This is a genomic window from Aquabacter sp. L1I39 (assembly GCF_017742835.1).
Lineage (GTDB): Bacteria > Pseudomonadota > Alphaproteobacteria > Rhizobiales > Xanthobacteraceae > L1I39.
Window position 1 is genome coordinate 4,507,293 of sequence record NZ_CP072392.1, and the last position, 11,964, is coordinate 4,519,256.

Genomic DNA, 11,964 nt, shown 5'->3' on the forward strand with positions numbered 1-11,964 from the left:
GCCGGCGCGGCGCTTTATCGGTGGGACACCGCCACGGGACTGAGGCCCGGTCCCCGCGCCCGAGAAGGATGGCCATGACCACGTGCAGTTCTTTCGCCTATGCCAGCGATGACGCCCACGCTCTGTTCGGCCGCCGCTGGGGCACGGAGAGCAAGGAAACCCCGCTCGTCTGCCTGCCCGGCCTGACGCGCTCCTCCACTGATTTCGAGGCCCTCGCCGAGGCGCTGGCCGAACGGGGCCGGCAGGTGGTGGCGCTGGATTTTCGCGGCCGGGGCGGCTCGGCCTATGCGCCCTACACCACCTATAATGTGGCCCAGGAGGCCCGTGACACGGTGAAGGGCCTCGCCAGCCTCGGCATCACCAACGCTCATTTCCTTGGCACCTCGCGCGGCGGCCTCGTCATGATGATGCTGGCGCTCACCGCGCCGGATCTGCTGGGGGGCTGCATCTTCAACGATATCGGCCCGGTGGTTGAGACCGCGGGCATCGCCCGCATCACCGGCTATGTGGGCGCCCCGCCGCCGCCCGCCTGGCCGGATCTGGTCGCGCGGCTGAAGGCCGAGCAGGGCGCGCTCTTCCCCCGCCTCACCGCCGAGGAATGGGAGCGCTATGCCCGGCAGATCTATGCCGACCATGACGGCGTGCCCAAGCTCGCCTATGACCCGGCCATCGCCGAGGCCTTCAAGGAATTCGACCCAACCAAGCCGCTGCCCGCCTTCTGGGAGGGCTTCGACGCCCTGGCAGACAAGCCGCTCCTGGTCATTCACGGGGCCCTGTCCGATGTGCTGTCCTCCGCCACGGTGGAGGCCATGGCCGACCGACACCGGGGCACGGAGGTCTACACGGTGGACGGCCAGGGCCATGCTCCGCTGTTGTGGGATGCGCGCAGCCACAAGGTGATTGCCAATTTCCTGGCGCGGATCGAAGAGGCGGTCTGACGGCCGGCAGCACGGCGCGCCCGCCGGCTAAGCGTCCGCCGCGTCTCCCCGCATGCCGCCCCTTGCCGCGCCCCATCGGGCGTGGCATGAGGCGGCTCGTCCAAGCGGGCGTTGCGCGGTGCGCCATCGGCGTGGGCGCGGCGCGCCCGCATCTTCTGTTGGGCGTGGGCAGTCTCGCCCGCGTCCCGTCGTGTCGGACGGTCTGCTCCGCAGGGGAGCGCCGTCCCTGAGGAGGTCGCCATGGCGGCGGTCGCGGAACGCGTCTTCTCCGGTGTTCAGCCCACCGGCAATCTGCATCTCGGCAATTATCTCGGCGCCATCAAGCGCTTCGTGGAGCTCCAGCAGAGCCACGACTGCATCTATTGCGTGGTGGACCTGCATGCCATCACAGTCTGGCAGGAGCCCGAGGAGCTGAAGCGCCACACCCGCGAGGTCACGGCCGCCTTCATCGCCTGCGGCATCGACCCCAAGAAGCACATCGTCTTCAACCAGAGCCAGGTGTCCGGCCACGCCGAACTGGCCTGGATCTTCAATTGCGTCGCCCGCATGGGCTGGCTCAACCGCATGACGCAGTTCAAGGAGAAGGCCGGCAAGGACCGCGAGAATGTCTCGGTGGGCCTGTTCGCCTACCCGACCCTCATGGCCGCCGACATCCTGCTCTACCGCGCCACCCATGTGCCGGTGGGCGAGGACCAGAAGCAGCATCTGGAGCTGACCCGCGACATCGCGCAGAAGTTCAACGTGGATTTCGCCCCCTCCATCGCGGCCCTCGGCCACACTGACGGCTATTTCCCGCTGACCGAGCCGCTCATCGCCGGCCCCGCCACCCGCGTCATGAGCCTGCGCGACGGCTCCAAGAAGATGTCCAAGTCGGATGCTTCCGACTTCTCGCGCATCAACCTCACCGACGATGCGGACGCCATCGCCGGCAAGGTGCGCCGGGCGAAGACCGATCCCGAGCCTCTGCCCTCCGAGGAGGCGGGCCTCAAGACCCGTCCCGAGGCGGACAATCTGGTGGGCATCTATGCGGCGCTCAGCGACATCACCAAGGAGAAGGTGCTGACCGAGTTCGGCGGCGCCCAGTTCTCCACCTTCAAGGCGGCGCTGGTGGACCTGGCGGTGGCCAAGCTGGGCCCCATCGGCGGCGAGATGCAGCGCCTGATGGCCGACACCTCCGCCATCGACGCCATCCTGCGGGATGGTGCCGAGCGGGCGCGGGTGATTGCCGATGCCACCATCCGCGATGTGAAGGACATTGTCGGCATGGTGCGCTGAGGCGCATCGGCTGATTTCGGCAGCGCGATGCGGGTGCGACGCGCCTCGCCTTCAAGGCGGGGCGAAACGCCCCGCTTCGCCGCCCTTGCCGGGCCGTCCGCGCCTCCCTAGGTGGAAGGGGCCGGGCACATTGGAGAGAGCCATGAACGAGGCGCGCACCACGGTCGATCCCGCTGAGGTCGCCTTCTTCGAGGCGCTCGGCGCCGAATGGTGGGACCCCAAGGGCAAGATGGCTCCCCTCCATGGCATGAACCCCGCCCGCCTCGCCTTCCTGCGCGATCTGCTGGTGCGCCGCTTCCACCGCGATCCCAAGTCCATGCGGCCCCTGAAGGGCCTGCGCATCCTCGACATCGGCTGCGGCGGCGGGCTCCTGTCCGAGCCTTTGGCGCGGATGGGCGCCGACGTGGTGGGCGTCGATCCCGCCCCCGGAAACGTCGATGTGGCGCGCCTCCATGCGGAGCAGAGCGGGCTTCAGATCGATTATCGCGCCGCGACCGCCGAGGAATTGGCGGATGCGGGCGAGACGTTTGACGCCGTGCTGGCCCTCGAAGTGGTGGAGCATGTGTCGGATGTGGCGGCCTTCCTGCGCGCCACCACCGCCTTGGTGGCGCCCGGCGGGGTGATCGTGCTCTCCACCCTCAACCGCACGGGCAAGAGCTTCGCATTGGCCATCGTGGGCGCGGAATACATCCTGCGCTGGCTGCCGCCGGGAACCCATAGCTGGCAAAAGTTCGTCACGCCGGGCGAAATGGAAGCCGGGCTCGCGGCCTGCGGCTTCTCGCCGGTGGAGATGATCGGCTTCGTCTATGATCCCCTGTCGGGGGCCTGGAGCCTCTCCCCCGACATGGACGTGAACTATTTCCTGGCGGCCGAGAAGGCCGCCTAACGTCTCGTGGCCGAGAAGGCCGCCTGACATCTCGCGGCTGAGAAGGCCGGCGGATCGCCGGCCTTGGCCGTTTCACGCCACCGTGCGCAGCCGGTCGTCCAGCTGCCGTTCCCAGGCGAGCGCGTGGGCGACGATGGTGGGCAGGTCGTCCAGCTTCGGCGTCCAGCCGAGCGCCGCGCGGATGCGGTCGGCCTTGGCCACCACGGCGGCGGGATCGCCGGCGCGGCGGGGCGCATAGTCCACCTTGAAGTCGACCCTGGACGCCTCCTTCACGGCTTTCAGCACCTCGAGCACCGAATAGCCCCGGCCATAGCCGCAATTATAGGTGCCGCTCTCCCCGCCCGCGCGCAGGTGCCGCAGGGCGTCCAGATGGGCGGCCACGAGGTCGGCCACATGGATATAGTCCCGCAGGCACGTGCCGTCTGGGGTGGGATAGTCGGTGCCATAGACCTGGATGCCCGCCCTTTTGCCGAGCGCTGTCTCGCAGGCGACCTTGATGAGATGGGTCGCCCCCGCCGTCGACTGGCCCGTGCGCCCCTTGGGATCGCCCCCCGCCACGTTGAAATATCGCAGGGCCACATAGTGCAGCGGCTTCGCCACCGCCGTGTCCTGCAGCATCCACTCGCTCATGAGCTTGGAGCGGCCATAGGGCGAGATGGGCGAGAGCACGGCGTCCTCAGCCACCGGGTCGATGCCCACCATGCCATAGACGGCCGCCGTGGAGGAGAAGATGAAATGGGGAATGCCCGCCTTTACCACGCTGGCGAGCAGCGCCCGGGTCTTCACCGTGTTGGCGAGATAATAGCCGAGCGGATCGGCCACCGAATCAGGCACCACGATGCGGGCAGCGAAGTGGATGACGGCATCGATGGCATGTTCGTCGACGATGCGGGCCACGAGCTCGGGATCGCTCACATCGCCCAGGACGAACGTGGCCTCAGGGGCCACCGCCCAGCGGAAGCCGGTGGACAGGTCGTCCAGCACCACCACCTTTTCGCCCGCATCGAGAAGCGCAAGAACCATGTGGCTACCGATATAGCCGGCGCCACCCGTCACCAGAACCGCCATCTTTCCCGATCTCCGTGTGCCGGCAGACCCTGGTGCAGGCGCGCGGCGCGGTCAATGCGAAGAAACAATCCGGGCGCTGCGGCGTTCCTCAACCCGACACGGGGCGGCCATGCTTGCGCCGGCGCGGCTGTCGATTTTTTGTCCTTCTGCACCGCGGAAGCCGGAAACCGGCATTTTGCAGCGCAGCACCTTCACCTTGGCGCTTCCCTTCCCGGCGCCGGGGCATTAGGGATTTCGGACGTCTCAAGATTTGGTGAGCATCAATGCCCAAGCCTTTGCGTAAAGCCATTCTCCCGGTCGCCGGCCTCGGCACGCGCTTCCTGCCCGCGACCAAGGCGGTGCCGAAGGAGATGCTCACGGTGGTCGATCGTCCCGTGGTGCAGCATGTGGTGGACGAGGCCCGTGCCGCCGGCATCGAGCACATCGTCTTCGTTACCGGCCGCAACAAGGCGGTGATCGAGGACCATTTCGATCGCCAGTTCGAGCTGGAAAAGACCCTCTCGGACCGCGGCAAGACCAAGGAACTGGAGCAGCTCGACCGCGACACCCCGAAGGCCGGCACCACCTCCTTCACCCGCCAGCAACTGCCGCTCGGCCTTGGCCATGCGGTGTGGTGCGCCCGCGACCTGATCGACGACGAGCCGTTCGCGCTGCTGCTGCCCGACATGCTCCACCTGCCCAAGAATGGCGGCAAGGGATGCCTGGCGGAGATGGTGGAGGTCTATAACCGCACCGGCGGCAACGTGATTTCCGTCTATGAGGTGCCCGAGGACCAGACCAACCAGTACGGCATCGTCGGCACCGCCCCCACCCATGGCGGGGTGAACGAGATCGTGCAGATGGTGGAGAAGCCGGCGCTCGGCACCGCCCCCACCAACCTCGCCATTTCCGGCCGCTACATCCTCCAGCCCACCATTTTCGACCTGCTGGCCCGCCAGGACCGGGGTGCGGGCGGCGAGATCCAGCTCACCGATTCCATGCTCAAGCTGATGGAGCGCGAGCGCTTTTTCTCCGTGACCTTCGATGGGCCGGTCTATGATTGCGGCTCCAAGATCGGGTTCCTGATGGCCAATGTGGCCTATGCGCTCTCCCGTCCCGACATCGCCCCTGAGTTCCGCGCGGCGCTGGGGGAGATGTTGCAGGGCGGTAACGTCGACTGAAAGACGGAACGGAAGGGCGGGGTGGAGAGCGTGCGGGGGACCCCGCGCGCCTTGACCCGGCCCCCGTTCCCGTCTAATCGCCGACCACCTGTCCTCCCCAGGAGTGGAGTCGACCGCATGCTGCAGTCCCAAGATCGTCACTACGCGCCCGTGAAGCCGAAGTTCGACGATGAGATCCGGTTCCTGCAGTCCTGGTTCCAGAGCCCCCTCAAGACCGGCGCGGTCTCGCCCTCCGGGCGGGCCCTCGCCAAGATGATGGCCTCCTATCTCGATCCAGCCATTCCCGGCCCGGTGATCGAACTTGGGCCAGGCACCGGCCCCGTCACGAAGGCGCTGCTCGACCGGGGCTTTGCGCCCGAGCGCCTGTTCCTGATCGAATATAACCGCGAATTCTGCTCGCTGCTGCGCCTGCGTTATCCGGGCGTGACGGTGCTGCATGGCGATGCCTATGCCATGGCCGATACGCTGAAGGGCCGCCTGCCGGCCCCGGCGGTGGGCGTGATCTCCTCCCTGCCGCTCTTCACCCGCTCGCCGGCGGACCGGGAGCGGATGGTGGAAGAGGCCTTCGACCTCTCCGTGCCCAACGCGCCCTTCGTGCAGTTTACCTATGCCGTGGTCTCTCCCGTGCCGCTGAAGCCGGGCCAGATCGATGGCGAGCGGTCGCCCCGCGTGTGGATGAACCTGCCTCCGGCCCGGGTATGGGCCTATCGCCGGCCGTGATGCTTGCGCCTCCCATCGGGGAGGTTGCCCGCCACCCGAGGGTGGGAGCCCGGCCGTGACCTCCTTCCTGTATGTCAGCCATCCGCAGGTGAAGGTTGACCCCAAGGTCCCGGTGCCGGATTGGGGTCTTTCGGACGTGGGCCGCGCGCGGGCGCAGGCCTTCGCTGCCCGTCAGCCCCTCACGGGCACGGCCCGCATTGTTTCCAGCGACGAATGCAAGGCCAAGGAGACAGCCGCCTGCCTCTCCCATGCGCTTGGCGTACCGGTGGAGGTGCGTGCCGACATGCATGAGAATGATCGCTCCGCCACCGGCTTCCTGCCCGAGGCCGAGTTCCAGGCGGTGGCCGACGCCTTCTTCGCTCACCCCGAGACGAGCGTACGCGGCTGGGAGCGGGCCATCGACGCCCAGGCCCGCATCGTGCGTGCGGTGACCGAGGAGATCGCCCGGGCTCCTGATGCGCCGACCATTTTCGTTGGTCATGGCGGGGTGGGGACCCTGCTTCTGTGCCATCTGGCTGAAAGGCCCATTTCCCGCGTCCACGATCAGCCCCCCGTCGGTGGCGGCTGCTGGTATGGTTGGACCAATACCCGGCGCCCAGACCGATGGCGCGCCATGGAGGAAGGCTTGACCCCATGAGTGCAACCGCTCTTTCCCTTCCCCCGTCTCCGTTTGGCCCGGATCCCCGCGACCGCCTGATCGTGGCCCTGGACTTTCCCTCCACCGCTGCCGCCGAGGCCATGGTCTGGCAGCTGGGCGATGCGGTGACCTTCTACAAGATCGGCCTGGAACTGACCGTCTCCGGCGGCCTCGACCTCGCCGCCGACCTGATCGGCGCGGGCAAGAAGGTGTTCCTGGACCTCAAGCTCCACGACATCGACAATACGGTGGAGCGGGCCACCGCCGCCGCCGCCGAGCGTGGCTTCACCATCCTCACCGTCCATGCTTATCCCAAGACGCTCGCCGCCGCCGCCCGTGGCGCGGCCGGGAGTGCGCTCAACGTGCTGGGCGTGACCGTGCTCACCTCCTATGACGACGCCGACCTCGCCACCGCCGGCTATGCCCGCTCCGTGGACGAGACGGTTCTGATGCGCGCCGGGCAGGTGCGGGAGGCGGGCGTCGCCGGCGTCATCTGCGCGCCCACGGATGCCGAGCGCGTGCGCCCGCTGCTGGCGCCGCACCAATTGGTGGTCACCCCCGGCGTGCGCCCCGCCGGCGCGGCGGTGGGCGACCAGAAGCGCGTCGCCACCCCCGCCGATGCCTTCGCGGCCGGCGCCAACGGCATCGTGGTGGGCCGCCCCGTCATTGCCGCCTCCGACCCCGGCGCGGCGGCACGGGCGATCCTGGACGAGATCAAGCCCTTCCTCTGAGCGCACGAAAGGGGCGGCCACATGCCCAAGGGATATTGGATCGGCCGGGTGGATGTGTCCGACCCGGAAGCCTACCAGGCCTATGTGGCGGCCAATGCCGCGCCCATCGCCGCCCATGGCGGGCGCTTCCTGGTGCGCGGCGGGCCGGTCACCGCCCTCGAGGGGCGCACCCGCGCGCGCAACGTGCTGCTGGAATTCCCGTCCTTTGAGGCGGCGCTTGCCTGCTATCACAGTTCCGGCTACCAGGCCGCCGTGGCGCTGCGCCAGCCCGTGGCGGTGGCGGATCTCGTCGTGGTGGAAGGCGCGGATGTGCCCGATGCCGCCCCTGGCGCGCCCGCGCCGGGCTATTGGATCATGGGCATCGACGTGATCGATCCGGAGGGCTACCGCGCCTATGCGGCCGCCGGCGGCACCGCGGCCTACAGGCCGCGCTTTCTGGTGCGCGGCGGGCGGCAGGAGCAGGTGGAGGGCACGGGGCGGGCGCGGCAGGTGGTGCTGGCCTTCGCGGACGTCCCCGAGGCGCTGGCCTGCTACAACGGGCCCGATTATCAGCACGCCGTCGCCTTGCGGCAGGGGGCGGCGGAGGTCGATCTCCTGCTCATTCCCGGCTATGACGGGCCACAGCCCGGCTGAGGCCGCACCTCCCATAAGCGCTTCGGCGCACAGGAAACCGCGCCGCGCGGCGCCAAGGAGACAGCGTGTCCGATCTTCGCATCGTCATCTCGGGGGCTGGCGGCCGCATGGGCCGGGTGCTGCTGCGCAACGTGATGGAAGGGGAGGGCCTGCGCCTCGTGGGCGCCCTGGAGCATGAGGGCAGCACGCACCTGCGCGAGGATTCGGGGATGCTCGCCGGCCTGGGTGCCAATGGCATTGAGGTCCGCGCCGATGTGGAGGCGACCTTGAAGGGCGCGGATGCGCTCATCGATTTCTCCTCCCCCGCCGCCTCGGTGCGCATGGCGCGGGCCTGTGCGGAGGCCGGCATTGTGCATGTGATCGGCACCACCGGCTTCTCCAATGCCGATCTCCAGGACATCGCGGAAGCGGCGCAGCGCACGGTGATCGTGCGCTCGGGCAATATGAGCCTTGGCGTCAACCTGCTGGCCGCGCTCACCCGACGGGTGGCGGCGACGCTGGGCACCGAGTTCGACATAGAGATTGTCGAGATGCACCATTCCCGCAAGGTGGACGCGCCCTCGGGCACCGCCTTGCTGCTGGGCGAGGCGGCGGCGGAGGGCCGGGGCGTGGATCTGGAGACCCACAGCGCGCGGGGCCGCGACGGCCATACCGGCAGCCGCCGGCCCGGCGATATCGGCTTCGCCTCCCTGCGCGGCGGCTCGGTGGTGGGTGAGCATGTGGTGATCTTCGCCGGCCCGTCCGAGCGCATCGAACTGGTGCACAAGGCCGAAGACCGGGCGATCTTCGCCAATGGCGCGCTGACGGCGGCGCGCTGGGGCAAGGGGAAGGCGCCGGGCCTTTATTCCATGGCCGACGTGCTGGACATCGCGGCCATCTGAGGCCGGCTTCCGTCGCGGATCAGCGGGCGGCCGCCTTGGTGCCGCCCGAGCCGAGGCCGGCCGCCAGCGAGATGGCGAGGCTCTTGGAGAAGCAGGCATAGGCCCAGTCGGTCAAATGCAGGCCGTCGAGGATGATGACGGAGGACAGGGGCACCTTGTCCTGCTCCACCCAGCGCTTCATCACCTTGTAGCGCGGGAAGACCGAGACCTTCTCCTCCCGGCCGACGGACGCGATGGTGGCCACCACGCCGGGGCTGTCGGGGTCGAGATTGACCCAGGGCGAATATTGCAGGTCGATGAGCACCACGTCCGCCCCCCAGGAGCGGATGAGGTCGATGCCCTTCTTCAGTGGATCGGCGAACCGGCCCACCCCGAAGCTGCGCAGGGCGTAATTGGTGCCCACCTGCCAAAGCACCAGATCCGGCTTCAGATCGCGCACGTCCCGCTCGAACCGCCACAGATTCTCGGCCGCGTCCTCGCCATTGCCGCCGCGATTATAAACCTTGATCTCGGCGCCGGGATAACGGGCCTGAAGGTCCGCCTGGAGCAAGGCGGGATAGGTGCGATCTGCGCTGGAGGCGCCCACCCCTGTGGTGGAGGAGGAGCCGATGGCAACGATGGTCAGCTTCTTCTGCTTGGCCAGCACCTCGGCCGCATGGGGCACGCTGAGGGCGGCCTCGGGCGGGGAGGTGATGCAGGCCGGCGCGCCCGACTGGGCCCGCGCCGGTGCGGCAAAAGCCAGCGCGGCGCACAGCACCGCGCCCGCGCGCATGAAGCCGATGGTCCTGGCGTCCATGATGCCGCCCCCGCGCCCGCCGCTGCTCAGCTGTGGTTCTTCAGCGACCAGCCGAACACGGCGGTGGCCACGCCATTGATGATAAGGTCGAGGCCCAGGAACAGGCCGAGGATGAAGACCGAGTTCACCGGCCAGCCGGCCATGATCTCGATGCCCAAAAGCAGGGTGATGATGCCCGACAGCAGCAGGAAGCCCCAGCCCTTGGCCGGGCGAGCGCCGAAGCTGGCGAAGATGCGGAAGATGCCGCCGATCACCAGCGCCACGCCGATGAAGAGCGTGATGATGCCTGCCGCCAGCAGCGGCTGGTACATGATGAGGCCACCGGCGATCACATAGAGCACGCCCGCGAGCGCCCAGAACAGGAAGCGGCCCCAGCTCTGCACCCGGAAGGCATGGAGCACCTGCACCACGCCGCCCACCAGCACCATGGCGCCCACATAGAGGGCGGTGGCCACCGTGCTCGCCAGCAGATGGCCGAGCGCCACGAAGCCGAGAATCACGAAGGCGACGCCAAGGGCCACAAACCAGCCCCAGCCGGCCTTGATGGAGGTGAGCTGGTCGCGCGTGGCTGAGCCGGGCGTGGGGATGGAGGTAGGCATGGGGGGCACTCCGAACGTCGAGGATACTGAAGGACTTGCTATCACATTCGCGTAAGCGCCGGGAGGAAATTGGCGGGCGGAGGCGCGCTCGGGGACCGCGCCCGCCCAAACAAAAAGGGCGCCCGCAAGGGGCGCCCGGATCGATGGGGAAAAATGTCGCGTCAGCGTTGGGCGGTCGGGGAGGCCGACTGGGCGGAGGCGGACTGGGAGGAGGTCTTCGGCATGATGACCACCTTGGTGCCGACCTTCACGCGCTCATAGAGGTCTTCCACATCGTCGTTCAGCATGCGGATGCAGCCGGAGGACACGAACTTACCGATGGTCTGCGGCTCGTTGGTGCCGTGGATGCGGTAGATGGTGCTGCCGAGATAGAGAGTGCGCGCGCCGAGCGGATTGCCGGGGCCGCCGGCCATGAAGCGCGGCAGATAGGGCTGGCGCTCGATCATCTCCGCCGGCGGACGCCAGTCGGCCCATTCGGCCTTGCGGGTGATCTTCTCGGTGCCCTGCCAGGTGAAGCCCTCGCGGCCGACCCCGATGCCGTAGCGCACGGCCTTGCCGTTGCCGAGCACGTAATAGAGGTAGGTGTTGGGCGTATCGATGATGATGGTGCCGGCCGGCTGGCTGGTCACATAGTCAACCGTCTGGCGGCGGAACCGGGAATCCACCGGCTCGCTCGGATCCACATTCTCGATGCGGGGGCCGGACGGCGCTTGGGTGGTGCCGGGCACCACCGGCGAGTTGGAGGCATAGGACCCGGCCGGAGCGGGCACAGCCTCGCGCACATAGCCGCCGGGGGCATAAGAGGCGTTCTGCGGCGCGGGCGCGACCGCCTGCTGGCTGGCGCGGGCCTGCTGGAGCAACTGGTCCTGCTGGTACGAGCCGGCATAGCCGCCCGCGGGCGGGGGCTCGGCCGGCTGGGTCGCGGCATAGCCGGGCTGGCCCTGATAGGACGGCTGCTGCTGATAGGACGGCTGGGCCTGCTGGTAGCCACCCTGCGCAGAGCCCGGCTGGGCGCCATAATTGGCCGCCGGCTGCTGCGCCGACACGGAGCCGGTGGCGCCGGGCGGGGTGATCGCCATGGGCTGGTTGCTGGGCGCGGCGGCCTGCTGGGCGCCGGGCTGATAGCCATAGCCGGGCTGGACATAGCCCCCGTGACCGCCCTGGCCCTGCGCGGGCGCGGCGCCATAGGTCTGCCCCTGCACGCCGGCCGGCGGCGCGATGGGCGCGCTCTGCACGGCCTGCTGCCGGGAATAGGGGTCGCGGGCGTAGGGATCATTATAGCCCGGCACGCTACCGGACGGCACCACGCCGGTGGCGCCGGGGGATTCGGAAGTGATGGTGCCGGTCGTTTCCTCGTCCGCCTGCGCCTGCACATAAGGTGTGCTGTACGGCACACGCGATTGGGCGTGGGCGGAGATCGCGAGGACAGAGACCCCGAGGGCCGTGAGGAGAGTGGTGCGCAGCATCATGGACTCGGTGCTAATCCTGAAACGTGACGAAATTGGAAACGGCCTGCGATTTTTTTCCGCCTTGCTGGCGTCAAGCTCTCGCGGCCCCGCTTGGTTCCGTGCAGCCCAATTGCCGTGCGTTCCTGAGGGCACCATTAAACCCGTGACCGATGCGGTGCAATGCGCCGGGTG

Annotated in this window: 13 protein-coding genes; 9 read left to right on the top strand and 4 right to left on the bottom strand. The window is 68.5% G+C overall.

What is annotated here, in order from left to right; genetic code table 11:
* The first annotated feature begins 74 nt into the window (after positions 1–74).
* From J5J86_RS20425 to ubiG, 3 genes are all read left to right on the top strand, one after another.
* Complete coding sequence (locus J5J86_RS20425) at positions 75–938, top strand: alpha/beta fold hydrolase (RefSeq protein WP_209101411.1); 864 nt, start codon at positions 75–77, stop codon at positions 936–938.
* Between the two features lie 240 nt (positions 939–1,178).
* Positions 1,179–2,213, top strand: a complete 1,035-nt coding sequence (trpS, locus tag J5J86_RS20430) for a tryptophan--tRNA ligase (RefSeq protein ID WP_209101414.1) — start codon at positions 1,179–1,181, stop codon at positions 2,211–2,213.
* Between the two features lie 142 nt (positions 2,214–2,355).
* On the top strand, positions 2,356–3,099 hold the full coding sequence (gene ubiG, locus J5J86_RS20435; protein ID WP_209101417.1) for a bifunctional 2-polyprenyl-6-hydroxyphenol methylase/3-demethylubiquinol 3-O-methyltransferase UbiG: 744 nt from the start codon (positions 2,356–2,358) through the stop codon (positions 3,097–3,099).
* Between the two features lie 72 nt (positions 3,100–3,171).
* Here ubiG and galE read toward each other — a convergent pair whose 3' ends face one another.
* Positions 3,172–4,167 carry a UDP-glucose 4-epimerase GalE gene (galE, locus tag J5J86_RS20440; RefSeq protein WP_209101419.1) on the bottom strand — a complete coding sequence of 332 codons (996 nt, stop codon included), beginning with the start codon at positions 4,165–4,167 and terminating at the stop codon, positions 3,172–3,174.
* Positions 4,168–4,430: 263 nt separating this feature from the next.
* Here galE and J5J86_RS20445 point away from each other — a divergent pair, with 263 nt between their 5' ends.
* The 6 genes from J5J86_RS20445 to dapB all read left to right on the top strand — a co-directional run bounded on the left by J5J86_RS20445 (position 4,431) and on the right by dapB (position 8,929).
* Positions 4,431–5,327, top strand: coding sequence for a UTP--glucose-1-phosphate uridylyltransferase (locus tag J5J86_RS20445; protein ID WP_209101422.1), 897 nt, complete (start codon positions 4,431–4,433; stop codon positions 5,325–5,327).
* 117 nt (positions 5,328–5,444) lie between these two features.
* Entirely contained in the window at positions 5,445–6,047 is a 603-nt protein-coding gene (locus J5J86_RS20450; RefSeq protein ID WP_209101424.1) for a class I SAM-dependent methyltransferase, read from the top strand.
* 55 nt (positions 6,048–6,102) lie between these two features.
* Positions 6,103–6,684 (top strand): histidine phosphatase family protein, encoded by a 582-nt coding sequence (locus J5J86_RS20455; RefSeq protein ID WP_209101427.1) that lies wholly within the window; start codon positions 6,103–6,105, stop codon positions 6,682–6,684.
* Positions 6,681–7,415 (top strand): orotidine-5'-phosphate decarboxylase, encoded by a 735-nt coding sequence (gene pyrF, locus J5J86_RS20460; RefSeq protein ID WP_209101430.1) that lies wholly within the window; start codon positions 6,681–6,683, stop codon positions 7,413–7,415. Before J5J86_RS20455 ends, pyrF begins: the two co-directional genes overlap by 4 nt.
* Positions 7,416–7,436: 21 nt before the next feature.
* On the top strand, positions 7,437–8,048 hold the full coding sequence (locus tag J5J86_RS24640) for a DUF1330 domain-containing protein (protein ID WP_209101433.1): 612 nt from the start codon (positions 7,437–7,439) through the stop codon (positions 8,046–8,048).
* Positions 8,049–8,113: 65 nt separating this feature from the next.
* Positions 8,114–8,929, top strand: a complete 816-nt coding sequence (gene dapB / locus J5J86_RS20470) for a 4-hydroxy-tetrahydrodipicolinate reductase (protein ID WP_209101435.1) — start codon at positions 8,114–8,116, stop codon at positions 8,927–8,929.
* A gap of 19 nt (positions 8,930–8,948) precedes the next feature.
* Here the strand turns inward: dapB and J5J86_RS20475 are convergent, their stop codons facing one another.
* The 3 genes from J5J86_RS20475 to J5J86_RS24530 form a co-directional block, all read right to left on the bottom strand.
* Positions 8,949–9,725, bottom strand: a complete 777-nt coding sequence (locus J5J86_RS20475; RefSeq protein WP_209101438.1) for an SGNH/GDSL hydrolase family protein — start codon at positions 9,723–9,725, stop codon at positions 8,949–8,951.
* Between the two features lie 26 nt (positions 9,726–9,751).
* Complete coding sequence (locus J5J86_RS20480) at positions 9,752–10,324, bottom strand: HdeD family acid-resistance protein (RefSeq protein WP_209101440.1); 573 nt, start codon at positions 10,322–10,324, stop codon at positions 9,752–9,754.
* A gap of 161 nt (positions 10,325–10,485) precedes the next feature.
* Entirely contained in the window at positions 10,486–11,793 is a 1,308-nt protein-coding gene (locus J5J86_RS24530) for a L,D-transpeptidase family protein (RefSeq protein WP_247657734.1), read from the bottom strand.
* Positions 11,794–11,964: the final 171 nt, after the last annotated feature.

Bases quoted from the DNA above. Each gene is read 5' to 3' on its own strand.
- J5J86_RS20480 (WP_209101440.1), bottom strand. From the start codon at position 10,324: ATGCCTACCTCCATCCCCACGCCCGGCTCAGCCACGCGCGACCAGCTC.
- J5J86_RS24530 (WP_247657734.1), bottom strand. From the start codon at position 11,793: ATGATGCTGCGCACCACTCTCCTCACGGCCCTCGGGGTCTCTGTCCTC.
- J5J86_RS20450 (WP_209101424.1), top strand. From the start codon at position 5,445: ATGCTGCAGTCCCAAGATCGTCACTACGCGCCCGTGAAGCCGAAGTTC.
- ubiG (WP_209101417.1), top strand. From the start codon at position 2,356: ATGAACGAGGCGCGCACCACGGTCGATCCCGCTGAGGTCGCCTTCTTC.
- pyrF (WP_209101430.1), top strand. From the start codon at position 6,681: ATGAGTGCAACCGCTCTTTCCCTTCCCCCGTCTCCGTTTGGCCCGGAT.
- J5J86_RS20475 (WP_209101438.1), bottom strand. From the start codon at position 9,725: ATGGACGCCAGGACCATCGGCTTCATGCGCGCGGGCGCGGTGCTGTGC.
- J5J86_RS24640 (WP_209101433.1), top strand. From the start codon at position 7,437: ATGCCCAAGGGATATTGGATCGGCCGGGTGGATGTGTCCGACCCGGAA.
- galE (WP_209101419.1), bottom strand. From the start codon at position 4,167: ATGGCGGTTCTGGTGACGGGTGGCGCCGGCTATATCGGTAGCCACATG.
- trpS (WP_209101414.1), top strand. From the start codon at position 1,179: ATGGCGGCGGTCGCGGAACGCGTCTTCTCCGGTGTTCAGCCCACCGGC.
- J5J86_RS20445 (WP_209101422.1), top strand. From the start codon at position 4,431: ATGCCCAAGCCTTTGCGTAAAGCCATTCTCCCGGTCGCCGGCCTCGGC.
- J5J86_RS20425 (WP_209101411.1), top strand. From the start codon at position 75: ATGACCACGTGCAGTTCTTTCGCCTATGCCAGCGATGACGCCCACGCT.